The sequence below is a fragment of the Thalassospira australica genome, assembly GCF_044790785.1.
Classification (GTDB): domain Bacteria; phylum Pseudomonadota; class Alphaproteobacteria; order Rhodospirillales; family Thalassospiraceae; genus Thalassospira; species Thalassospira australica_A.
Window position 1 is genome coordinate 732,270 of the sequence record NZ_CP085258.1, and the last position, 24,552, is coordinate 756,821.

The following is a 24,552-nucleotide window of genomic DNA, read 5'->3' on the forward strand; positions in this document are numbered from 1 at the left end:
CCCGGTCAGTATGTTTTCTGACACGGAGGATTTCTATCGTGACCAATCCAGTGACCACCCGCACCGAACAGGACACCATGGGCAGCATCGATGTGCCCGCGGACCGGTATTGGGGGGCGCAGACCCAGCGATCCAAACAGAATTTCCGCATCGGTGGCGAACGCATGCCCGATGCGCTGATCCGGGCGTTCGGTATCCAGAAACTTGCCGCCGCACGCGCCAATGCAGCCCTTGGCAATCTGGATGCAGACCTTGCCAAGGCAATCGAGGCCGCCGCGCGCGAAGTCGCCGATGGCAAGCTTCTTGACCACTTCCCGCTTGTCGTCTGGCAGACCGGCAGTGGTACCCAGACCAACATGAATGCCAACGAGGTCATCGCCAATCGTGCCTGCGAAATCCTTGGCAAGCCGATGGGCAAACGCGATCCGGTTCATCCCAACGATCATGTCAATCGCGGCCAGTCGTCCAATGACAGCTTCCCGGCAGCCATGCATATCGCCGCCGTGGTCGAGATCGAAGAAAACCTGAAACCCGCCCTTGCCCATCTCAGAAGCGCGCTGGAGGCGAAGGTCAAAGCCTTTGCCGATATCGTCAAAATCGGCCGTACCCACATGCAGGATGCGGTGCCCCTGACCCTGGGGCAGGAATTTTCGGGTTATGCCGCCCAGATCGCCCTTGGCCTTGATCGCATTGATGATGCGCTGGTCCGGCTTCGCAAACTGGCACAGGGCGGCACGGCTCTGGGGACCGGCCTTAATGCGCCAAAGGGCTTTGACGTCGAATTTGCCAAACAGGTATCCGATATTACCGGCCTGAAATTCGAAACGGCGGCCAACAAGTTCGAAGCCCTTGCCGCCCACGATGCCTGCGTCGAGATGTCGGGTGTTCTGAACGTGCTGGCGACGTCGCTGATGAAGATCGGCAATGATATCCGCCTGCTGGGCTCCGGCCCGCGTTGCGGGCTTGGGGAACTGGTGCTGCCCGCGAACGAGCCGGGATCATCGATCATGCCGGGCAAGGTCAACCCGACACAGGCCGAAGCCCTGACAATGGTCTGCGCACAGGTCATCGGCAACCATGTTGCGGTAACGGTTGGCGGGTCAAACGGTCATCTGGATCTGAACGTGTTCAAGCCGGTGATCATTTATAACCTGCTGCAATCGATCCGCCTGATCGCCGATGCATCCGTCAGCTTTGCCGATAACTGCGTTGTCGGCCTTGAAGCCGATCAGGAAAAAATCGATCATTATGTCGAACAAAGCCTGATGCTGGTGACCGCCCTGGCACCCCATATCGGTTATGACAACGCCGCTGCGGTCGCCAAAAAGGCGCACAAGGATCGCAGCAGCCTTAAGGAAGCAACCATCGCGCTTGGTTTCCTTGACGGGGCAAGGTTCGATGAGCTGGTCCGCGCACGCGATATGATCTGATCCGCAAGGGGCCGGTTCAGACCGGCCTCTTTTCCTGATGCGGCCCCGAGCCAGCCTGCCATCCATCCATGATATATCTCATTGTCGCAGGGGGGAAATTCGGGCATACCCAATCGATGCTTATTCGCACCAGACTGACGCTGTCACAGACGAAAATCCGGGCTGCTGGGAAAATCCTGCGCGTCTGGATGCTGGCATTTGTCATTCTGATGACCGGGGTGACGCAATCGGGTTTCGTAAGCGCGATGTTTGGCAGTGGCAATGGCTTAACTGCCATTACCGGGGCAAATGCCGCCCCGGGTGGGGATGTGATTGTCATCTGCACGGCGGATGGTGCGCGCGCCGTATCGTTTGGCGACGCCCGACCCGATGCCACCGATGCCACGTCACAAAATTCCGCCGGGCATTCTGCCGGTCACGGTTTCTGTTCGCTCTGTGCGTCCCATCATGGGGCGATGGCGCATATGGACGTGCCGTTTGGCGCGCCGGTTTCCATCATCCATGATGCCGAATATGCAAAGGCCCGCCTGATTGCCGCCGCCGTCACACTGCCGCGAACGCGCTATTCCCGCGCACCACCGCATTCCATCTGATTTTCCGATACACCCGAAATCAAATCACCGGTGTGACGCAACCAATCCACACCGGATCAGGATGGAAACAAAGATCATGAAAAAACTGTTTGCTGTTGTCGCGACCCTTGCCGGTCTTTTTGCCGCCACTCAGGCCTTTGCCGCCGATATCGAAATCAGGGATGCCTGGGCCAAGGCGTCGCTTGGCAAGGTGCCAAATGGCGCGGCCTTCCTGACGGTGGAAAATACCGGCATGGCGGATCGCATTGTCGGGGTGAAATCCGATCTGGCGGATAAAACCGAACTGCACACGCATATCATGGACAACAACGTCATGAAGATGCGCCCGGTCGAAGGCGGGATCGATGTGCCGATGCATGGTGAACTGATGTTCAAACCGGGCAGCTATCACATCATGCTGATCGGCCTGCACAAGCCGCTGGTCGAAGGCGAAAAAATCGATGTGACCCTGACATTCGAAAAAGCAGGCGACGTACCGGTGACCATCGATGTCATGGCCGCGATGTCCAAAGGCCCGCATGGCGATGCCGGTATGGATCACGGCGACATGAAAATGGGCGATCAGGAACACAAGGGTCACTAGACCCCGGTTGCATCGATACAGAAAATACCAAGGGGAACGGTTTGCACCGCTCCCCTTTTTTGTCATGATGGTTGGCCATCATCCACCCCATGCAGGGAAGTGCCACCATGTCCCGCGATATCACCATCGACCAATTGATCGAAAAACTCGGTCTGCAACCCCACCCGGAAGGCGGCTTTTACGCCGAAACATTCCGCGCGCTGGAAACCTGCAATCCGGGCAATCGGTATCTTGGCGTGCGATCAACGGGGACCGCGATCTATTACCTGCTGACGCCTGATACCTTTTCAGGGATGCATATCCTGACCAGCGACGAGATTTTCCATCATTACCTCGGCGATCCGGTCGAACAGTTGCAACTTTATGCCGATGGCAGCCACCGGCTGGTTGAAATCGGCAACGACCTTATGGCGGGGCAGAAACCGCAAATGATCGTGCCCAAAAATGTCTGGCAGGGGGCGCGCCTGAAACCCGGCGGGGAATTTGCCCTTCTGGGCTGTACGGTGGCACCCGGTTTTGACTTCGCCGATTTTGCGATGGGCAAACGGGCGGACCTTTCGTCGAAATGGCCGGCTGCGGCAACCATGATTGCCGCCTTGACGCGCGACTGAATTTCGGGCGCAATCAGCCGGTCACCCGTTTTTCACAGGATTTCCCGAAATGCAGCTCGATACCTGGTTGCTGTTTTCCGGTGCGGCCTTGGCCCTGTCGATGGCCCCCGGACCGAATAATCTGCTTGCGATGTTCAATGGCGCGCGTCATGGCGTGGCGTCGGCCGCCGTCGGCGGGGCGGGCCGATTGCTTGCTTTTGCCCTGATGATTGTGGTAACCGCGATGGGATTGGGCGTGGTACTTGCCGCCAGCGAAACCGCCTTCATGCTCATCAAATGGGGCGGGGCGGTTTATCTGGTTTATCTTGGCCTCAAAAGCTGGCGAACCAGGGTTGCCGAACCTGATGTTCCCGGTGATGGCGTCGGCTTTGTCGTCCATCCCGGTGCGCTGTCACTGGCCCGGACGGAATTCCTGACCGCGATTGGCAATCCCAAGGCGATCCTGATCTTTACCGCCTTCTTCCCGCAATTTCTTGATCAGACCGGTTCATACGGCCCGCAATTTGCGATCATGGGTGTGACCTTCATCGCGATGGAGGCCTGTGTTCTGATGGGCTACGGGCTTGTTGGCGGGCAGGTAAAGGGGCTGATCCGTTCCGCACGTCACATGCGCTGGCTTAACCGCATCAGCAGCAGCCTTCTGATCGCCGCAGGGGTTCTGCTGGCGCTGACGGATCGCACACGCAGTACTGCCTGATCGAAAATCTCGAAAAAGTTATCTCCCGAATGCTCAGGGGCGCGCTGGTTAAAGCGCGCCCCCTTGCTCCCTTGTCTACCCGGATATCCGGGTGATCGCCTGTTGTCAGGCGATTTCTTCGACCCGATGGCACGCCACCTCGCGACCTTCATACAGGCGCAATTCAGGGCGAACCTGTGCGCAATGGTCGGTCGCGAACGGGCAGCGTTTGTGAAACGCGCAGCCCGACGGCGGATTGATCGGTGAAGGCAATTCCCCTTTAAGCGGTTCTGCCTTGATACGCTGTGCCGGGTCGATCTTTGGTGCCGATGCCAGAAGCGCCCTTGTATAGGGATGCAGCGGCTTGGCAAAGATTTCTTCGGTCGGTCCCTTTTCCGCGACGCGCCCCAAATACATCACCATGACGTCATCCGCAATATGGCGAACGACAGAAAGATCGTGCGAGATGAAAACATAGGCGACATTCATCTCTTCCTGAAGGTCCATCATCAGGTTCAGAACCTGTGCCTGGACCGACACGTCAAGGGCGGAAACCGGTTCGTCGGCGACGATGACTTTCGGTTCAAGGATCAGCGCACGCGCAATCGCGATACGCTGACGCTGCCCGCCGGAAAACATATGCGGATAACGCCCGTAAAATTCGGGACGCAGGCCAACCTTGGCCATGATTTCGCGCACACGTTCCTCGCGCTCCTTGCGGCCCAGATTATCCATGTTAAGCAACACCGGCTCGCCAAGGATCTGGCCGACTTTCTTGCGCGGGTTCAGCGACCCGTAAGGGTTCTGGAAGATCATCTGAACCGTGCGACGGAACAGTTTGGCTTCCTTGTCACTCAGATGGCCGACGGCTTCGCCGTTGATTTTAAGCCCGCCTGCGCTGGGCTTTTCAATCAGCGTCAACTGACGGCCAAGTGTGGATTTGCCGCAACCGGACTCACCAACAACCGCCAGCGTCTTTTTGGCTTCCAGCGTAAAGGAAACACCGTCAAGCGCCTTGACCATCGCACTGGGTTTGCCAAGGCCACGGCTGACTTCGTAGTGACGGACAAGATCATCGGATTCCAGCAACGGAACACCGGGTTTTGCATCAAGAAAACTCATTACACGGTCTCCCCGGTGGTTTGGCCGGTTAACTGGCCTGTCGGCTGGCCGTGGTCGTCAAGCGGATAGAAGCAGCGCACACCGCGTCCGTGATAGTCGTCAACATCGGGGCACTCGATTGCGCAACGATCATTGGCATAACGGCAACGCGGCGCCAGAAGACAGCCTTTCGGCCGGTCATACTGGCCGGGAACCACACCGGGGATGGTGCGCAGGCGCTCATGCCCCTCGGAGCGTTCCGGCAATGCCTCAAGCAACGCCTGGGTATAGGGATGGCGCGGGGCGGCAAAGATGCTGTCGGCCTGGCCGCTTTCAAAAAGCTGACCGGCATACATCACCTGAATGCGGTCGGCGGCTTCTGATACCAGTGCCAGATCGTGCGTGATCAGGATCAGGGCCATGTCGCTGTCGTCCTGCAATTTCAGCAGCAGGTCGATGATCTGGGCCTGAATGGTCACGTCAAGGGCGGTGGTCGGTTCATCGGCAATCAGCAGGCGCGGATTGCACGCAATCGCCATCGCAATCACGATACGCTGGCTCATCCCGCCCGAAAGCTGATGGGGGTAGGCCGTCATACGTGATTTCGGATCGGGAATGCCGACCTGGTTAAGAAGGTCAAGCGTGCGTTCACGCCTCTGCCTTTTCGAACCGCCCTGATGGACTTTCAGGGCTTCCATGATCTGGGCCTCGACCGTAAAGCACGGGTTAAGGGCCGACATCGGGTCCTGAAAGATCATGCCGATATCCTTGCCCGTAATCGCACGGCGTTTGCCCGGCGACATCGTCAGCAGGTCCTGGCCGTCAAAGGTCAGGCTGTCGGCAGTGACACGACCGGGGAAGTCGATCAGGCCCATCACGGCAAGCGAGGATACGGATTTGCCCGACCCCGACTCGCCGACGATGCCAAGGACTTCGCCGCGATCAACGGAATAGCTTACATTATCGACAGCACGGAACGGCGCATCTTCGGAGCCGAACTCGACTGTCAGGTTTTTAACTTCGAGAAGAGCCATGACTTACCGCTTCATCTTGGGATCAAGGGCATCGCGCAGACCATCACCCATCAGGTTGAAGGCAAGCACGGTGACGAGGATGCAAAGGCCGGGGAAGGTGATTACCCACCATGCCGATCCCACGAATTCGCGGGCTTCGGCCAGCATGGTTCCCCATTCCGGCAGCGGCGGCTGTGCGCCAAGGCCAAGGAAGCCAAGGGCGGCAGCATCAAGGATGGCACTGGAAATGCCCAATGTGCCCTGAACGATCAATGGTGCCATGCAGTTCGGCAGGATATTGACGAACATCTGGCGGATATGACCGGCACCGGCAATCTGCGATGCGATGACATATTCCTTGTTCAGTTCCGACACCACCGATGCACGCGACAGGCGCACATAATGCGGCAACTGGACAATCGCAATCGCCAGCATGGCGTTTTCAAGCCCCGGGCCGAGGATCGCGACAATCGCCATCGCCATGATCAGGCTGGGCAGGGCCAGCATGGTATCCATCATGCGCATGATGCCGACTTCGATCCAGCCGCGGAAATATCCGGCAACCAGTCCAAGAATGATACCGGAAATCATCGAAATGATCACGACGAACACGCCGATGGTCACCGAAAGCTGCGCACCGTGGATCAGGCGCGACAGGATGTCACGACCAACCGCATCCGTGCCAAGGATATAGCGCGGATCGGCACCTTCCATCCAGATCGGCGGTTTCAGGAACGCGGTGCGGTCCTGTGCAATCGGATCAAATGGTGCAATCCATTGGGCGAATGCCGCCAGGAACAGGATAAAGCAGATAACGATCAGCCCGACATAAGCACCCCGGTTCTTGCGGAAATAATTCCACGTTTCCATAAACGGGCTGGGCGGATTGATCTTCTGGTCTCCTGCGGCCACCACTTCGGCTGCTGCCGTTTCGGGGGTGGTCGATTGGGTATTCTGGTTTGTCATTTCCCGTGCCCCCTTAACGCTTGTGCCGGATGCGGGGATTGATCACCCCATACATCAGATCGACGAACAGATTGACCCCCATAACCACGAAGGCAATCATCAGGATGCCGCCCTGGATGGTCGGGTAATCGCGGCGGTTCAACGCCTCGACAATCCATTTGCCAATACCGGGCCACGAGAAAATGGTTTCGGTCAGGATTGCACCGGCAAACAGCACACCGACCTGAAGGCCGATCACCGTAATCACCGGGATCAGGGCATTGCGCAGCGCATGGACCATGATCACCCGCATCGGGGCAAGGCCCTTGGCGCGCGCCACCCGGATATATTCCTCGCCCAGAACTTCAAGCATCGAGGAACGCGTCATACGCGCAATCACGGCCATCGGAATGGTGCCAAGCGCAATTGTCGGCAGGATCAGATGACGGAGCGCACTGATAAACGCGCCTTTTTCATCGCTGAGCAAGGTATCGATCAGCATGAAACCGGTGGTCGGCTCGATGTAATACATGATCGACAGACGACCGGAAACCGGGGTCCAGCCCAGTGTCGTCGAAAAGAACATGATCAGTAACAGCGCCCACCAGAAAATCGGCATCGAATATCCGGTCAGCGATAAGCTCATGGTCAGGTGGTCAAGCCACTTTCCCCTGTTGATCGCGGCAATGACCCCCAATGGCAGACCGATAATGATCGCAAACAGAATCCCCGCGATGGAAAGCTCGATCGTTGCCGGGAACAGGGTTGCGAATTCTTCGAGCACCGGACGTTTGGTGACGAAGGATTCACCAAGATCACCCTGCAACACACCGCCCAGATAATCGAAATACTGAACGACAAGCGGTCTGTCGAAACCATATTCCTTTTGCAGTTCGGCGTATCGTTCGGGACTGATACTGCGCTCGCCTGCTCTCATCTGGATCGGGTCGCTCGGGATCAGGTGAATCATCAGAAACACCAGAATGGTAACGCCAAAGAAAGTCGGTATGACGTCACCCAAACGGCGTAAAAGGAAACCTAGCATGCCATTGGGCCTTTTTTGGCATCCGCGCGCAAGGCCTGCGGGCGGACGTCTCTCTCTATTTGCGGAATTGCAAAGAGGCCCGGAAAACCGGGCCTCTTCGGCAAGGTGTAGGGCGTTTTATTCTTTGATATCGACGCCGTAGAAGATGTGACCGCCAAACGGATCGATCTTGTAGTCGACAACTTCGTTACGGATCGGTTCGAAAACGATCGAGTGCGCGATGGTTGCCCACGGTGCTTCACGTTTGAAGACGGTCTGGGCTTCTTCGTACAGACGGGTACGCTCAAGAACATCAGCAGTGGTTTTTGCCTGCTGGATCAGGTTGTCGAATTCCTCGTTGCACCACTGTGCACGGTTCGCACTGCCAACGGCATCGCAACCCAGCAGAACAGCAAGGAAGTTGTCGGGGTCGCCATTGTCGCCGGTCCAGCCGAGCATGAAGCTGCCCTGTTCACCGTTTTTGGTGCGCTCAAGGTATTCGCCCCACTCGTAGGAAACGATTTCGGCATTCACGCCAATCGCGGCCCAGTCAGCCTGAACGAGTTCAGCCATACGGCGTGCGTTCGGGTTGTAGGGACGCTGTACCGGCATCGCCCAGATATCGGTGGTGAAACCATCCGGATAACCGGCTTCGGCCAGCAATTTCTTGGCTGCTTCCGGATCATACGGATCGTCAACGGTATCGTTGTTGTACGACCAGATGGTCGGCGGAAGCGGGTTTTTGGCGGCAACGCCTGCACCCTGATAAACACCCGCGATGATGGCTTCCTTGTTGATCGCCATGTTCAGTGCCTTGCGGACACGTGCATCGGTGAACGGCTCTTTCTGGGTGTTGTAACCAAGATAACCGACGTTCAGACCTTCCTGGCTCATCAGGTTGATGTCACCATCGGCTTCCATCGCTTCCAGATCAGCCGGGTTCGGGTACGGCATGACATGGCATTCGCCGGCTTTCAGCTTCTGGTAACGAACCGTGCTGTCCGGGGTGATGGCAAAGATCAGGTTATCAATCGCTGCCTTGCCTTCCCAGTATTCCGGGAACGCTTTGTAACGGATGACCGCATCTTTCTGATACTGGACAACCTGGAACGGACCGGTACCGACCGGGTTCAGGTCGATCTGTTCGGGCGTACCGGCAGCCATCAGCTGATCGGCATATTCACCCGACAGGATGGATGCGAAATCCATCGCCATGTTGGCGATGAACGGTGCTTCCGGACGGTTCAGAACGAATTTGACGGTGTAATCGTCAACCTTGACGATGTCCTTGATCAGTTCGCCCATGGACATCGAGTTGAAATACTCGTAACCGCCACCCGAAACCGGATGGTACGGATGTTCTTTGTCCCACTGGCGACGGAACGAGAAGATCACGTCGTCTGCGTTGAAATCGCGGGTCGGGGTGAAGGCATCGGTGGTCTGGAATTTAACGCCTTTACGCAGGTTAAAGGTGTATTCCGTGCCATCGGCCGATACGTCCCAGCTGGTGGCCAGGCCCGGAACGATGGTGGTCGTGCCGCGCTTGAACTGTACCAGACGGTTGAAGACCTGACGCGAGGTGGCGTCAAAGGTGGTACCCGCGGTGTAAAGCTGCGGGTTGAAGCCTTCCGGGCTTCCTTCCGAGCAATAAACCAGGGTTTTTGCCGAAGCGGCAGTCGGAGCAGCAAGCGCAGTCGCTGCAAGCAGACCTGCACCGATCGCCGCTTTGACGAAATTCGCTTTCATATAAGATGCCTCCCTCAAGGCTGGCCCGAACAATCTGCACAGGTGGCTGCTGGCCTTGAACGGCTCATGCATTACAATTTGCGCAAACAGGCGGGCGGGTTTACCCGATCCAACAGTTATGTTGGCAATCGACGAGGGAAAATAATCAGGGTTTCTGCGTATCGTCAACGTTTCCTGCGGGGTTCTACGTAGGATGACCTGATCGGATGAATGATGAATTTATGTCAAGTGTCTGTTATTTTTATGAAATTGTGCCCCACAATCGGGTATGGGAGGGGTGCATTTTTTTCGGGGCTACTGATGACCGAATGTAAAAGCACATAAAGATAGCGTGCTTTTACATCCGATCTATCTTCTTGAAATTTCTAGATTCGTTTGTTCAATGAACCACCTGTACCGATCAATTGCGCGCAATGCGATCATTAAGTTCGCTGATTTGCGCGATATCGGTGTTCCACGCCGTCACAAATCGATAAACATCCGCCCCCAATGACGGCCACGGATAGAATAACGCCCCGGCATCGCGCATCTGTTGCACCAGTTCCGGGGCAAGCTTCGCAAAAAGCTCGTTGCCATCGGCGGGATGGGCCAATGTCGCCCCATGCGAAACCAGCATGTCACAAAGGGTTTGCGCCGCCCCGTTGGCATGGCGCGCATTGCGCAGCCAAAGATCATCCTTCACATAGGCCAGAAGCTGCGAGGCCAGATAGCGATGCTTGGAATACAGATGCCCGCTGCGTTTGCGGGCCTGTTCGACCTTGCCGCGCAGCGACGTGTCAAACAGGACAATCGCATCGACCGCCTGCGCGCCGTTTTTGGTTGCCCCAAAGCTGATCGCATCGACACCGGCCTTCCATGTGATATCGGCCGGGTGGCAGCCCAGATGCGCAACCGCATTGGCAAACCGCGCCCCATCCATGAAAAACCGAAGGTCACGCTTTTTGCAAATCGCGCCAATGGCGGCAACTTCATCGGCGGTGTAAACCGTGCCCAGTTCGGTCGCCTGCGTGATGGCAACGCATTCCGGGGCCACCGAATGCACCCCGCGATCCACCCGGCTTGCCAGAAAGGCATCAAGTTTGTCGGCTTCAAGCTTTGCCGCCGGGCCATCAACCGGCATCAGCTTCGCCCCGCCGGTAAAGAACGCAACACCCGTGCTTTCATCTTCGTTGATATGGGCCTCGTGATGGCAAACGATGCCGCCAAACGGCGATACCAGTGCCGACAGGCTGATGCAGTTTGCCGCGGTCCCGGTGGCAACCGGAACAACGGCAACCTCACGGTCAAACAATTCGGAAAAGGCGGCATCAAGCTGGCGGCTGGTGTCGTCCGCCCCATAGGCAGGCGCGTTGCCGCTGGCTTCATGTTCCAGCGCGGCAAGGATTTCCGGGCACAGGGGCGATACGTTATCAGAGGCAAAATTCATCGAACGGGTCCGTGTCTTGGGTGGCGTCCATAGGGATCAGGAAATGTGCGGGGACTGCCCCGCAACCTGACCAACCCTTATCACATGCGACCCGTTCGAATGGCAATGATGCCTATATGGTCTCGGGCAAGGTGCGGATCGCCTCGATCGGGCTGTTCCAGCCGCTAACAAATCGAAACGCATCCGGCCCGACCGCAGGCCACGGTCGAAACACCAGCCCGGCCTTGCGCAGCCGTTCGGCCAGATCGTCATTCATATGCACAAACAGCTCGTTACCCTGCGGGGCAAAGGCCGCCCGCGCGCCAAGGGTTTCAAGCGACTGGCAAAGGGCGCTTGCGGCCTGATTGGCATGGCGCGCATTACGCAGCCAAAGATCATCCTTCACATAGGCCAGAAGCTGTGCCGCCAGATAACGGTGCTTGGAAAACAGATGCCCGCCCCGTTTGCGTGCCTTTTCGACCCTTGCGCGCAGCGACGGATCAAACAGGATGATCGCATCAACCGCCATCGCCCCGTTCTTGGTCGCGCCAAAACTTAAAACATCAAGCCCCGCCTTCCAGGTGATGTCGGCCGGATGGCAGCCAAGGGCGGCAATCGCATTGGCAAACCGCGCCCCGTCCATGAAAAACTTCATGCCGTGTGTTTTTGTTACCCTGCCAATCGCCTGAACTTCATCAACGTCATAGATCGTGCCGAATTCGGTCGCCTGCGTGATGGCAACACATTCCGGATCAACCGAATGCATGCCATGGGTGTTTTCGCGGGTTAAAAACGCATCAAGCGTTTCGGGCAACAGCTTCGCCGATGGCCCGTCCATGGTCAGAAGCTTCGCCCCGTTGCCATAAAATGCCACCCCGGTCGATTCCGTGCGGTTGATATGTGCCTGATGATGGCAGGCCACCCCGCCAAACGGGGATACCAGTGCCGACAATCCGACCAGATTGGCCGCCGTCCCGGTGGCAACCGGCACCACGGCCACCTCCTTGCCAAACAGATCGGAAAACACGCCATCAAGTTGCTGGCTTGCCGCGTCCGCGCCATAGGGCAGGGCGGGATCGCTGGCCTCGGCAATCGCGGCAAGGATTTCCGGGCAGATCGGCGACACGTTATCAGACGAAAAATTCATCGGGGCCTCGTTATCAATGGTGGCGATGGGCAAATAAAAAGCCTGCTTACGGTTTAACGCAAGCAGGCTTTGAAATTAACATGATATCCGGTCTTTAAACGGCCGTGCCGCCAACAGTCAGGCCATCAATGCGAAGTGTTGGCTGACCAACACCAACCGGAACACCCTGGCCATCCTTGCCGCACGTGCCGATCCCGTCATCAAGCTTCATGTCATTGCCGATCATCGAAACCTTGGTCAGGCTGTCGGGGCCATTACCAATCAGGGTCGCCCCCTTGACCGGCGCGCCAAGCTTACCGTTTTCGATCAGATAGGCCTCGGATGCCGAAAACACGAACTTGCCCGATGTGATATCGACCTGCCCACCACCGAAATTGACCGCATAAATGCCTTTCTTGACCGACGCCAGGATTTCACCCGGGTCCTTGTCACCGCCCAGCATATAGGTATTGGTCATGCGCGGCATCGGCGCATGGGCATAGGATTGCCGCCGCCCGTTACCGGTGGATTTCACCCCGGTCAGGCGTGCATTCAGGCGATCCTGCATGAAACCCTTCAGGATACCATCCTCGATCAGAACCGTGCGCTGGGTCGGGGTGCCTTCATCATCAATCGAAAGCGACCCGCGGCGATCATGGATCGTGCCGTCATCAACAACCGTCACCCCCGGCGATGCAATCCGCTGCCCAAGCAAACCGGCAAAGGCCGATGTGCCCTTGCGGTTGAAATCGCCCTCAAGCCCGTGACCGATGGCTTCATGCAGCAAAATCCCCGGCCAGCCCGGACCAAGCACCACGGTCATCTCGCCCGCAGGCGCCGCAACCGATTCAAGGTTCAGCGTCGCCTGACGCAGGGCTTCGTCAACTGCCGATTTCCAGCTTTTTTCTTCAAAGAACCCGTCATAGCCAATGCGTCCGCCCTGACCATGCGATCCGGTTTCCATGCGGTCGCCCTGTTTGACGACGACCGAAACGTTAAACCGCACCAGCGGGCGAATATCGCCGATCCGCTGCCCGCCGCTGCGCCAGATCTGCACTGCCTGCCAGTTGCCCGAAATCGATGCGGAAACCTGCACCACACGCGGGTCCTTGCCGCGCGCATAGGCATCGATCTTGCCCAGCAGATCAACCTTCGCCTCAAACGTTGCCTCGCCCAGCGGATTGACATCGGAATAAAGCGACACATTGGTGCCGATTGATCCCAGATCGACCTTGCCCGAACGCCCATTGCCAACCGCCTTGACGGTCTCGGCCGCACGGCCGACCGCATCATTGGAAAGCTCGTTTGAATGCGAAAAGGCGGTGGCCTCATCGGCAACCGCACGCAGGCCAAAACCCTGTGCGGTATCGAAATTGGCACTGCGCAGGCGGCCATCATCCCATGTCAGGCTTTCGGACTGCCGGTATTCAAGGAAAAGCTCCCCGTCTTCCGCCGCGCCCAGCGCATCATTGACCTGCTTTTCAAGCCGGTCGCGATCAAGGTCGCCATTGGCGAAAAACAGGCTGTCGGTTTTGCTCAGATCGGTCATGAAACCTCCTTGCGGGCGTGCCGGATGGCAACAGATGGGCGACTTTGGCCAAGTGGGCGATTTTCGCCTGTGGGTTAAATCACCTGTGACAGTATTTTCCCTTACGTTTTCAGGGCTATCTGCCACCTTGGACTTTCGTCTATACAGAACGTGTCAGGGCGTTAGGGTTCTGACCCTATATAGACCGCAATGGCCAATTATGAAAGCCCGTGGCAATGTTTGTTGAACATCCCCAGCGTGTCGCCCTTCATAACGAAATCCATGCCCGCCCGTTTGGCGGGGTGCAAAGCCCGGCGCGCTGCACCTGCATCGCCTTTCACGCAGGCGAGGAACTCGATACCGATGTCCGCACCCATTTTCAGGGCTTCTGCCAGCGATACAGCCTGACACCCCCGGCACCCGATCAGAAATATTACGAAGCCCAGTGCGACGGTTTTTCCATCATCTGGGAACGCCACGCGGAATTCACCGTCTATGTCTTCAAACGCCAGGCCGCCTTTGACCATCCGTTTGACGATCCGGTCATCAACCTGATCCCGCAGGACTGGCTTGAAGCCACGCCGGGGCAGCTTCTGGTGGGCTTGCACATTGCCATGGACCGCGACGAACGCTCGTCTGACGAAGTATCGCGCCTGTTTGATCACAACGGCCTGACCGGCAGCCGCGTTCTGGGCGGTACGGCGATGGTCTGGACCGATTTTCGCCTGCATGGCGATGGCTTTGGCCGCATCCTGATCCGTGATCAGGGCCTTGAGGTCCTGCAAGCCGGGCGTCTGATCCAGCGGCTCAAGGAAATCGAGGTTTATCGCATGATGGCCTTGCTGGCCTTTCCGCTGGCCCATTGCGCAACGCCCAAGGTCTCGGAAATCGATACCCGCCTGTCATCGATCACCGCCGAAATGGCCAGCAAATCGCACACCGACGACGAAGGCACCCTGCAAAAACTGACCGACCTTGCCGCCCAGACCGAAGAAATGGCCGCCTCGCTCAATTACCGGTTCAGTGCGGCGCGCGCCTATTACCGCATTTTGCAGGCGCGCCTCGTCGAACTGCGCGAGGAACGCGTCGAAGGCCTGCAAACCATGACCGAGTTTATGGAACGCCGTCTGGCCCCGGCGATGCGCACCTGCCAGAATATCGGTGATCGCCTCGAAGTCCTCTCGAAACGGGTGGCGCGTGCCAACAACCTGCTGCGCACAAGGGTCGATATCCTGCTCGAAGCCCAAAACCGCGACCTGCTGGCCAGCATGGATCGACGCGTCAAACTGCAACTGCGCCTGCAACAAACCGTCGAAGGCCTGTCGGTGGCGGCGATCACCTATTACGCCGTCGGGCTTCTGGGATATCTGTTCAAGGCGCTAAAGGATGCCGGTCTTCCGATCAACGACCGCCTCGCCACCGGCCTCGCCGTGCCGGTCGTCCTCGCCGCGATCTGGATATCCATGCGCCGGATTAGGAAGGTGCTGCATCGGGATGACGGGTGAGGGTGCTTGGAAGCCCCTTTTTATTGATGCTTGTCAGGCTCGTTACCTGAAGGTCGCAGGTTTAAATAATGCAGAATAATCTAACAATATCAAACAATTAGGTGATTAATTGGCTGGGGCATTTTTGTGTTCCGAGGCTATTTAGTTCGGCGATATATTCAGCGAAATTAATACCTTGGTATGCCCAAATACTGCGGTGCGGTGAGCTACCTTCTTATTCAGGTAAAATCCCCATTTCATATAAGAAGCGAGATGGTTGCTTCGGCCAGCCATTGTACCTGTCTGCAAACGATAAATATAAAAGCTCCTTAGCTCTTGTTATCGCGACAAAGCAGTTTCTCCGTTCTTCTTCCATTTGCGGACTTTTCTCGCCAGCACGCACGCTTTGGAAACTAGGAAGAACTTCTTCAGCGAGGCCTGCGACAAATACGATATCGAATTCTTTTCCTTTTGCCCCATGAATTGTCATCAGCGTTACCGTATTTGCTTTAATTGGTGGCTCCTTTGAGCGCATCGCCAATTCTTGCAAAAATTTCTCAAGTGGAAGTGGTTCGGGCAAAGCTCTTTTGATTGATTTAGTCAGGTCCTTCCACGCGGCCGTGTCTTCCTGAATGTCGTTCTCATCGGAAGCGTCTGCGGGAAGTGAGTCCATGAATTCGGAAATTATGTTTTGGTATGAAGCTGGGTTTTGACTCAGCCTTTCAGCTAAGCCAGAAAAGAGACTTACTTCTGGGTTCGCTGCTGCCGTAATCCGTGCCCATTCAAGTAGAAAAGTATTAGAGGAAAGTTGAGAAGCAGCTTGAATCTCTTCCGCGTTTTGAGACGTGTTAAAAGTGCGATTGAAGGCCCCAACAAGTGTTTCAAGAGAGCGTCGGTCAAGCGGATGTGAGGCTAATCGTAAGGCAGCGTTCAACCAAATAAAGTAAGGCGATCTGAAATCATCCTGTCGTTGTGCAAATACGGCATTTATATTGTGTGCAACCAATTGATTTTTTATGTTTTGAACTAAAGCGCGTGTTCGAGCGAGAACAACGATATTTCCCCATTGTGAGCGTGGGTAAGCAGCAATAGCTTGTGCAATTCCGGCTGCTTCATTCTGGTCGCTGTTATAGCGATGTAGGGAAATTGAGCTGTCCACTTTCGAAGTTTGACTTGTCTTTGCGGATAGCAGCGGCATCTTGCCAGTTGTTCGCTCTTTATTATGAGTAACTAGGCGGTTGGCTACAGCGACGATACTAGGTGGGCATCTGTAGTTTGTTGGTAGTTGAATTTCGGTGGGGTTGAAATCCTTGCGAAAGCGCTGAATTTGCTTATAGCTCGCACCATTCCACTGATAGATGATTTGGTCGTCATCAGCTACGACAAAGAGATTTTTGAAGTCATCTCCTGCTAGGGAGCGAATTAGTCGATATTGCCCCTCAGTAGTGTCTTGGAACTCATCAAACAACCAGTAACGATAGGTTTTCCTATACCGGGCTGCTATCCCCGGAAAGGTTGTAATGAGTTTATATGACTGAGCGATAAGTGATCCAAAGTCGAGGGCGTTAACGCGATTCAAGGCATTTTCGTAGGCCGCATAGGCTAATTCAACTTTCTCGCCAGTTTCTTGGTCCCGAAATAACGCTGAGCAACCCTCAGGGAGTACTAGTGCAGCTTTTAGCTTATCTATTATCGGCAGCACTTTGACGTCATCGACGTCAATAGAGTTATCTCTAAGGGCCTCTTTTAGTAAATCCTGACGATCTGCTTGCAAAGAGTAGATAGAGAAGTCCGGGTTAATACCAATATGAGAACCATGTTGCTGAAGAAGCTGCATGCAAAAAGAATGAAATGTCCCGATCAGAGCTCTTCGTGCTTGATCTGGAACCATGCCGAAGACTCGAGCGCTCATTTCGTCTGCTGCCTTATTGGTAAAGGTGAGCGCCAGGATACGGAACGTGCCGGTGGGGCTTTGCTCTAATAGCCTTGCAATCCTTGTGGTTAAAACTCGTGTTTTCCCTGAGCCCGGTCCGGCTAGGACAAGCAGAGCGCCACTATCCCAGTTGACGCAATCTGTTTGCGCTTTTGTCAGTGCCAAGAGATCGTCTGTTAGTTGCGGAGTGTTCATTCTAGACCTCTCAAGGATCGAATTGCAGTTCGCATTGGTCCGGGCATTCTTTCGGCCAGTTCGGGGGAACTTACACATCTTTTGGCTAGTATCTGAGTGTAGTTGTTTTTTTCTTTTTTCAGCTGGCTTAAAAGCGCTTCATCATCCAGCGTGTTTGCGTTTTCAATCCCAAGGCTTATTAGGATATCTTTTAGTTCGTCTTGAAGGCCATCTGCAATCAGCTGTTGCTCCAGATAGCCATCAGGTAAGTGGAAACTTCGCCTATCTACTTCATCACCAGAGAAGCCGCGTTGCTTTATCTCTTCTATGTATCCTAAGCCTGCTGGATCACCATCAACCACGATCAACCACGGGTACTCGAGCGCTCGAGCTAGAACAGCAAAGATTGATGGATTTCCACAGTTCTTGAAGTCTATTACGGCTACTCCGTGTTCATCTAAGTCATAGCCAAGGCCTTTGGCCGTTCCATGTACCAGATTATAATCGGATTGACCTTCTACAAGTAACCACCGACGCGCGAAAAAAATCTCTCCACGTATTCGTCGGGCAAATGTCTCTAGCTGCTCGAGCTCTGCGTCACTGATGAAGGTCTTCGAGGTTTCGTAAAGTCGCCGTAATGGTTCATGATACGCCTTGTGTTCAGGCGCAGTGCAGGCACGGAGTAAATCTCTGTATAGATTTTGAGAAATCTCTCCTTTGGAAATCAGCGCTCCAAACGTTTGATCGTATTCAAGAAGTCCATTGGAAGCTTGAATAGGTTGGGCGAAGCCCGCAACGTAAGGCACCTCGACTTTAAATTGCCGCGGTAATGACAGCACTTTTGAGCCATTTTCACCGTTTCTGACTACGCGAATATCGCGGAATGGAACATGCTGTAGGAAATATGGTGAATGTGTAGTGATGATTTTCTGGCCGTCTAGCTCATTGGTGTGTCTCCACAGTGCCCGTGCTGCTTGTGGATGTAAATGCGTCTCCGGCTCTTCGAGCGCTAGCACTGCTGTACTGTCTGGCTTGTATAGCTCATGAAGTAAAATCTCTACGAAGGACTTAAATAGAAAAAGTACTGAAAGGCTTTGAATCCCTTGTCCATGACGTTCGAGGGGCAGCCAAGGCTTGATTTCTTCAGATTGATAAATCACCTCTGCTTTGGAGAGGATGTCCCACGTGTTTAATGGCAGGATTCGAAGATTCGCTTGTCCAGGGGTATCTGTTGACGATACGGCACTTATTGACGAGAGGGAATTGGTTAAGTCTTGCAATTTTGGGTCGGAGTTGAGTATCCGAGTGTTCAGCTCGTCAAATATAGTCTTGGCTTCTTGTTCAAGCTCTTCCGGAATGTTTATCGTTCTGAGCAACTTACCCCAAAACTGGCTCTTGGCACTGAATTCGTCATTTGCATCACGTAATGCGCCGAGATAGAAAACGGGCAGGTATTGGAAGAAATCTTGGAAGTTTAAAGAACGAGCGCCACGTCCGGTGAGCGGTGCCTTTTGAACATTGAGGAATTCCCATCGCGGGACATATGAGTCCTCCAACTCATCCCACGCACACGTTACCCGCAAAAAGATTGAGGACTTTCCGCTCATCGGATCAAATTGAATAATGTCCTCAAGCTCGTTCTGAAGGTCGTCAGGCCAGTCTTCGGGCTCTTTTTCTTCGAGCTCAACTTCAATTGTTAAGGGGGGGCCCACTTTAGGATCAGTTCGCTCCTGAGATAAATGCATATCATATTCGGTAAACCCAGTTCCGCGTTGCCCCCAGCGACGGGTCAGAGCTATCCGTAAAGCCTCAAGAATAGCAGTCTTCCCAGAGTTGTTCGGTCCAATGAGGACTGTCGTTTCCCCAAGTTCAATCTCTGTTTCTTGTATTGACCGGAAGTTGGAAATCCTTATCCGCTTTAATTGCATCTGGCACCTTTAGGTATCTGTAATGTGCCATGTTAAATCTTTGGGGGTGTTTGTTCTAGTTAAGACAACTTAAATTTTATCGAAGAAACACAAACGACAGCTTGCTCGTTGAAATGTTCTGAATCAAAGGGGGAAAATTTATTTTTCAGATACCAGATACCAGATACCAGATACCAGATGCCGGGGGCAGGTGTTTTGCCATCAAACCCCGCCAGCACCCCGATCTCCCGATAACCTGTAAATCGCATAGGTCGCTGCCCCGACCAGCACCACCGCCCCCGCCTGATGCGCCACACCCAGCGGCAACCAGACGACACTCAGCAACGTTGAAATCCCAAGCACGACCTGAAGGCAAACCGCCGCCAGCACCAGATGCGTGGCAAGGCGTTGCTGCGGTGTCAGGTTCCATTTCCCGGCCCGCCACCAGAACAGGATCACCGCGATAAAGGTCAGTTTCGCCAGCCACCGGTGATCCCACTGCACCGTCATATGGTCCTCAAACGGCGCCAGCCATGCGGGGCTGTAAACAAACAGCCCGTCGGGGATCAGTTGCCCGTCCATCAGCGGGAAGGTGTTATAGGTATGTCCCGCATTGATCCCGGCCACAAAGCCGCCCGAAAGGGCGGTAAACACGATCAGCGCCAGAAGCTGCCAGCCGCGTTTTGAGGCATGGGTTGAAATGCCGCGCGGGGCATACTGGTTAAGCCCGACCCACATCAACGCGATGAAAATCACCAGCGCCAGACCGAAATGCGCGGTCAGGCGGTACTGGCTGACATCGGGGCGGTCGACAAGGCCGCTCATGACCATGTACCAGCCCATTGCCCCCTGCAAACCGCCAAGGATGAACAGGCCCCAAAGCTTCCATTTGGTCGCGCCATCAATGGATTTTTTGGCAAGGAACCAGACAAACGGCACAAAGAACACAACGCCAATCAACCGGCCCCAAAGCCGGTGAATGAATTCCAGCCAGAAGATCGATTTGAAATCCTCGACCGACATCCAGGCATTGATCTTCTGAAACTCCGGATACTGGCTGTATTGCTGATAAAGCGCCATCCAGTCCGCCTCGTTCATCGGCGGGATGATCCCGGTAAAGGGCCGCCATTCCACGATGGAAAGCCCGGACTCCGTCAATCGTGTCAGGCCACCGATCACCACCATGATGAACACCATGGCCGCCACAAAAAACAGCCACATCGCAACATTCCTGTGCGGGGTGGGGGCTGTGGCTGCGGTATGGGGCAGGGCGGATGAAACGCTGCTGGTCTGGTCAATCGGGGACATCGGGCGGGATCTCTTTGTCGTGCGGGCGCATGATTTCGCGCCCAATATAGGATGAAATTTCAAAAAGTGCAGGAAAAGCTTCACCGTAGTGCTTTTACGGCCGTCATCGGGGCCGGATCACGAATGCTATTTACTCAATAAATAGTGTTCTATAAATATAAAACACATAAAAAATGTATTGAATTGTTCGATATACACACTCATAGTCTTAATCAACCAACAGAAACTTTCTTTTGAGGATCGACGATGTTTCCCATCAATCTGGACCTGAAGCGGCTTTCGGTCGCTCTGGTGGGCAACGGGCAGGCAACCCTGAACCGTTTGCGCCAGCTTGACGGTGATGGGGCGAGATACGTCACCGTTTATGCCGAAGACCCGATTGCCGAACTGGTAGACCAGGCTGGCGACCGGTTGCACCGCTATCTCCCGAATTCGGCCGATGTCAACGCGGCCGCAATCCTGTTTATTGTTGATTTGCCGCACGAAAAGGCTGCCGAACTGGCTGCCATCGCCAAGGCCGTCGGCACGATCGCCAATGTCGAGGACGTCAAGGAATACTGCGATTTTTTCTCGCCGGCGCGGGTAACGCGCGGTGACCTGATGATCACGGTTTCGACCAACGGGCACAGCCCGCGTCTGGCCGGGCGTATTCGCCGTGCGATTGAAAACTGGCTGGTGCCCAAATGGGATCAGCGCCTGCGCGAGCTTTCCGGTCAGCGTGAAAAATGGAAGGCCGAAGGGGCTGACATGAAACAGCTTCTTAAAATGACGGACGATTATATCGACCGTCGGGGATGGTTGTGATGACAGTCATGCGCGAAGAAGACATTGTCACCGGCGGCTCTATGTCGGTCGAGGAAGCCGAAGTCCGCGCGGCTGATCTGCTGTCGCGATACGGCCATTTGCAGGGCATTTCCCTGATCGAACCGATGGTGCACGAGGAATTCCAGGGCAAAATCACCATGACCTCGTCCTTCGGGACAGAGGCCGCGGCTCTGCTCGCCCTCGTGTCCGAGGTCGATCCGAACCTGCCGGTGATCTTCCTTGATACCCGCAAGCTGTTTGGCGAAACCCATCGCTATCGTGAACAGCTCGTTGATCAGCTTGGCCTGACCAATATCCAGATCATGCGCCCGGATGAAAAGCTTCTGGCAGCGGATGATCCCAACGGCATGCTGTTTGCCACGGATACCGCCAAATGCTGCTATCTGCGCAAGGTCGAACCACTGCAACGTGCGCTCAAGGGCTATGACGCGTGGCTGACCGGGCGCAAACGCTTCCACGGTGGCGAACGCGGGCAATTACCCGTGATCGAAACCGCCGGAACCCGGATCAAGATCAATCCGCTGGCCGGTTACCGGCGCGAGGATATCGAAGATATCTTTGAAAACCGCGCCTTGCCACGCCATCCGCTCGAAGCCGAAGGCTTCCTGTCCATCGGCTGCATGCCATGCACCGATCGGGTTGATCCCAATTCAACCGATGTCCGTGCCGGTCGCTGGGCCGGTCAGGACAAGACCGAATGCGGCATCCACTACATCATCTGAAAAACAAAAGCCCGGTCCTTGTGCCGGGCTTTTCCGACTGCGGGCAAAGCCTTCCCGACCTGATCGTCATTCCCGCGACGGCGGGAATCCAGTCTCTTTCAATGGGATATGGATTCCGGGTCTGCGCTGCACTTCGACCGGAATGACGGTTTGATCAATCACAAGCCAAACCCGCCAAGCCAACCAACCCCGGACCGCTGACAAAGCACTCCCAACCTGATCGTCATTCCCGCGACGGCGGGAATCCAGTCTCTTTCGATGGGATATGGATTCCGGGTCTGCGCTCCGCTTCGCCCGGAATGACGATTGTGATCAACCGCCAAGCCAATCCAGCCACCCCGGCAACCCGGCCAGCCGATCCCGTGCCGATCCAATCCGGGCGCAATTCGGGCCCGATGATTCTCGACATTTTCACGCTTCACCGACCGGGCTGAACGGACCGAACCAACTTCGCCCCGGCTATCCCTGCCCCGAACAAACGCCCTTACCCAAAGGGCACATTTCTCCCGTCATGATAAACCACAGTTTTCGTAAATCTCGCGTGGCCTCACGGCCCGGACGCATGACCGCCGTAATGGCTTTTCCATGCGCCAGTGATGGCCCTTTGGCGATACCGCCCCCGCCATGTCATCAAGTCAGATCGCTGCCCTGTCATCGTCTCATTCCTGTTTTTGCCGCCCGAAACGCAAAAAACCCGCAAAAGCGAATCACGCTTTGCGGGTTTTGTCTCCGGGCCCATTTGTCCCGTTGATTTTGCTCTTATGCCACAAACCAAAGAACAAATCAAGAACTTTTTCACGAAAAAACGGAAAAAGTTCCCATCAGAAGCCTGCTGTGACAAATTTTATATATGTATCAATATCTTAGGTGGGCGAGCCTGCCGGGCTTCTTGTCTTAAATCGTAATGCCCTGAAGCTTGCGAAACAGCGTCACCGCATAGCGGTCCGTCATGCCGGATATGTAATCCATCACCCGCATGATCCGGGCATAAAGCCCGTCGGCTTCCGACAGCTTGCCCGACAGAAGCTTGTCGATCCGGTCGGCCTGCGGCGGCAGGCGTTTGCCGTGTTTCTGATGTTCTTCGATATCAATCGCGGCCCGGACAAAGCTGTCAAGCAGGCCGTTGATCACCTCGAACCCGGCCATTTCAATCGGCAGGACATGCGGCGCGTTATAAATCCGCTCGACCGCCAGCATCTTGCATTGTCTGGCATCCTTACCAAGCGGCGTATTGGCCAGCAGATCACCCTCCAGTGTGCCCGAAAGCAGCGCGTCTTCATGCTCGATAAAGGCATCAACCGCCGCCTTCACCAGATTGCCAATCGCCTTGCCACGCAAAAAGCCGATCCGGTCATCTTCGGATTTCTCGGCATACCATGGCTCGGCCCGCAAATCGGCCCAGCGTTTTTCGGCATCACCCGGATATTTTTCCGGGTGGCGCGCAATCGGGGCAAGGGCGCGTTCGACCTGCTCGAAACTCACACAGTTAAGCTCCCAGCCATCTTCAAGATCGACCACCGAATAGCAGATATCATCGGCCGCCTCGACCAGATACACCAGCGGATGGCGTCGCCACGCCCCGTCAAACCCGTCAAGCGGCGACAGCCCGCAAACATTGGCAATCGCATGGGCAATGTCGCGTTCCGCCTGATAATATCCGGGTTTCTTAAGGCCGGTATATTCGCGACGGCGCGCATCGGGCACCGACGTGCTGCGCGGATATTTGATGAAGCTGCCAAGCGTGCCGTAAGTCAGGTTCAGCCCGCCGTCAAACCGCTTCATTTCAAGCTGGCTGATGATGCGGAGCCCTTGCGCATTCCCTTCGAAATGCCGCAGATCCTCAAGCTCCGGCCCGGTCAGCCACCCGGTCAGTTCTTCCTTGGCAAGGCGCGATGTGGTGAACCATTCATTGATCGCATCCTCGCCGGAATGGCCGAATGGCGGGTTGCCGATATCATGCGCCAGGCAGGCGGCCTGCACCATATAGCCGATATCGGCAATGGTGATCGGGCTGTCTTTTGGCAGGTGTTTGACGATATGCGCACCGGCCATCAGGCCCAGCGACTGCCCGACCGATCCGACCTCGATCGTGTGGGTCAGGCGGGTATGCACATGGTCGTTTTCCGAAAGCGGATGAACCTGTGTCTTGTTCTGAAGGCGGCGGAACGAGGATGAAAAAATGATTCGGTCGACATCGATCTGGAACGGGCTTCTGCCATCCGGGCTTGGATGCGGATCGCCATCGGGCAGGCGAATCTTGCCATCCCGAAAATCAAGCCGGTGTGGTGAAAGCAGATTTTCCCAGCGCATTTTGGCCGGTTGCATCGAACCCATGGCGATGCGACTCCCTGTCCGTGTCGTATGTGCGTCCGCAAACCCGACTTTAACGGGGTGGGGAGTCGGGCGCAATCGGGCAAA

At 55.5% G+C, this 24,552-nt stretch carries 20 protein-coding genes; 8 read left to right on the plus strand and 12 right to left on the minus strand.

Annotated elements, in window-relative coordinates; genetic code table 11:
- Positions 1-38 precede the first annotated feature (38 nt).
- The 5 genes from fumC to LG297_RS03425 all read left to right on the plus strand — a co-directional run bounded on the left by fumC (position 39) and on the right by LG297_RS03425 (position 3,914).
- On the plus strand, positions 39-1,430 hold the full coding sequence (gene fumC / locus LG297_RS03405; RefSeq protein ID WP_404425148.1) for a class II fumarate hydratase: 1,392 nt from the start codon (positions 39-41) through the stop codon (positions 1,428-1,430).
- A 116-nt stretch (positions 1,431-1,546) separates the two neighbouring features.
- Positions 1,547-2,023: a DUF2946 family protein gene (locus LG297_RS03410; protein ID WP_404425150.1), complete on the plus strand. Its 477-nt coding sequence runs from the start codon at positions 1,547-1,549 to the stop codon at positions 2,021-2,023.
- A 76-nt stretch (positions 2,024-2,099) separates the two neighbouring features.
- Positions 2,100-2,606: a copper chaperone PCu(A)C gene (locus tag LG297_RS03415; protein WP_404425152.1), complete on the plus strand. Its 507-nt coding sequence runs from the start codon at positions 2,100-2,102 to the stop codon at positions 2,604-2,606.
- Positions 2,607-2,713: 107 nt separating this feature from the next.
- Complete coding sequence (locus LG297_RS03420) at positions 2,714-3,217, plus strand: cupin domain-containing protein (protein ID WP_404425154.1); 504 nt, start codon at positions 2,714-2,716, stop codon at positions 3,215-3,217.
- 49 nt (positions 3,218-3,266) lie between these two features.
- Positions 3,267-3,914: a LysE family translocator gene (locus LG297_RS03425; RefSeq protein WP_404425156.1), complete on the plus strand. Its 648-nt coding sequence runs from the start codon at positions 3,267-3,269 to the stop codon at positions 3,912-3,914.
- A gap of 105 nt (positions 3,915-4,019) precedes the next feature.
- Here the strand turns inward: LG297_RS03425 and LG297_RS03430 are convergent, their stop codons facing one another.
- The 8 genes from LG297_RS03430 to tldD form a co-directional block, all read right to left on the minus strand.
- Entirely contained in the window at positions 4,020-5,015 is a 996-nt protein-coding gene (locus LG297_RS03430) for a peptide ABC transporter ATP-binding protein (RefSeq protein WP_404425158.1), read from the minus strand.
- On the minus strand, positions 5,015-6,028 hold the full coding sequence (dppD, locus tag LG297_RS03435; RefSeq protein WP_404425160.1) for a dipeptide ABC transporter ATP-binding protein: 1,014 nt from the start codon (positions 6,026-6,028) through the stop codon (positions 5,015-5,017). Before dppD ends, LG297_RS03430 begins: the two co-directional genes overlap by 1 nt.
- A 3-nt stretch (positions 6,029-6,031) precedes the next feature.
- On the minus strand, positions 6,032-6,973 hold the full coding sequence (locus LG297_RS03440) for an ABC transporter permease subunit (protein WP_404425162.1): 942 nt from the start codon (positions 6,971-6,973) through the stop codon (positions 6,032-6,034).
- A 13-nt stretch (positions 6,974-6,986) separates the two neighbouring features.
- A complete protein-coding gene (locus LG297_RS03445) occupies positions 6,987-7,997 on the minus strand; it encodes an ABC transporter permease subunit (protein WP_404425164.1) in 1,011 nt (336 codons plus the stop codon).
- Between the two features lie 117 nt (positions 7,998-8,114).
- Positions 8,115-9,722: an ABC transporter substrate-binding protein gene (locus LG297_RS03450; protein ID WP_404425166.1), complete on the minus strand. Its 1,608-nt coding sequence runs from the start codon at positions 9,720-9,722 to the stop codon at positions 8,115-8,117.
- Positions 9,723-10,122: 400 nt separating this feature from the next.
- Positions 10,123-11,148, minus strand: a complete 1,026-nt coding sequence (locus LG297_RS03455) for a threonine aldolase family protein (protein ID WP_404425168.1) — start codon at positions 11,146-11,148, stop codon at positions 10,123-10,125.
- Positions 11,149-11,260: 112 nt separating this feature from the next.
- Positions 11,261-12,274 (minus strand): threonine aldolase family protein, encoded by a 1,014-nt coding sequence (locus tag LG297_RS03460; protein ID WP_404425170.1) that lies wholly within the window; start codon positions 12,272-12,274, stop codon positions 11,261-11,263.
- A gap of 94 nt (positions 12,275-12,368) precedes the next feature.
- Complete coding sequence (gene tldD, locus LG297_RS03465) at positions 12,369-13,802, minus strand: metalloprotease TldD (protein ID WP_114095566.1); 1,434 nt, start codon at positions 13,800-13,802, stop codon at positions 12,369-12,371.
- A 215-nt stretch (positions 13,803-14,017) separates the two neighbouring features.
- Between tldD and LG297_RS03470 the strand changes: the two genes are divergently transcribed.
- Complete coding sequence (locus LG297_RS03470; protein ID WP_404426927.1) at positions 14,018-15,286, plus strand: DUF3422 family protein; 1,269 nt, start codon at positions 14,018-14,020, stop codon at positions 15,284-15,286.
- Positions 15,287-15,500: 214 nt separating this feature from the next.
- Here the strand turns inward: LG297_RS03470 and LG297_RS03475 are convergent, their stop codons facing one another.
- The 3 genes from LG297_RS03475 to LG297_RS03485 all read right to left on the minus strand — a co-directional run bounded on the left by LG297_RS03475 (position 15,501) and on the right by LG297_RS03485 (position 20,587).
- On the minus strand, positions 15,501-17,393 hold the full coding sequence (locus LG297_RS03475) for an ATP-dependent helicase (RefSeq protein ID WP_404425172.1): 1,893 nt from the start codon (positions 17,391-17,393) through the stop codon (positions 15,501-15,503).
- The gene (locus LG297_RS03480; RefSeq protein WP_404425174.1) at positions 17,390-19,300 is read right to left on the minus strand and encodes an ATP-dependent nuclease; all 1,911 of its coding nucleotides are present in this window, start codon (positions 19,298-19,300) and stop codon (positions 17,390-17,392) included. Before LG297_RS03480 ends, LG297_RS03475 begins: the two co-directional genes overlap by 4 nt.
- A 201-nt stretch (positions 19,301-19,501) precedes the next feature.
- A complete protein-coding gene (locus LG297_RS03485; protein ID WP_404425176.1) occupies positions 19,502-20,587 on the minus strand; it encodes a COX15/CtaA family protein in 1,086 nt (361 codons plus the stop codon).
- Positions 20,588-20,833: 246 nt separating this feature from the next.
- Between LG297_RS03485 and LG297_RS03490 the strand changes: the two genes are divergently transcribed.
- Both LG297_RS03490 and LG297_RS03495 read left to right on the plus strand, forming a co-directional pair.
- Entirely contained in the window at positions 20,834-21,391 is a 558-nt protein-coding gene (locus LG297_RS03490) for a bifunctional precorrin-2 dehydrogenase/sirohydrochlorin ferrochelatase (RefSeq protein WP_404425178.1), read from the plus strand.
- A complete protein-coding gene (locus LG297_RS03495) occupies positions 21,391-22,134 on the plus strand; it encodes a phosphoadenylyl-sulfate reductase (RefSeq protein WP_404425180.1) in 744 nt (247 codons plus the stop codon). The genes LG297_RS03490 and LG297_RS03495 overlap by 1 nt, the downstream gene beginning before the upstream one ends.
- Before the next feature lie 894 nt (positions 22,135-23,028).
- On the opposite strand, the gene LG297_RS03500 is transcribed toward LG297_RS03495, so the two are convergent.
- The gene (locus LG297_RS03500) at positions 23,029-24,468 is read right to left on the minus strand and encodes a deoxyguanosinetriphosphate triphosphohydrolase (protein ID WP_404425182.1); all 1,440 of its coding nucleotides are present in this window, start codon (positions 24,466-24,468) and stop codon (positions 23,029-23,031) included.
- Positions 24,469-24,552: the final 84 nt, after the last annotated feature.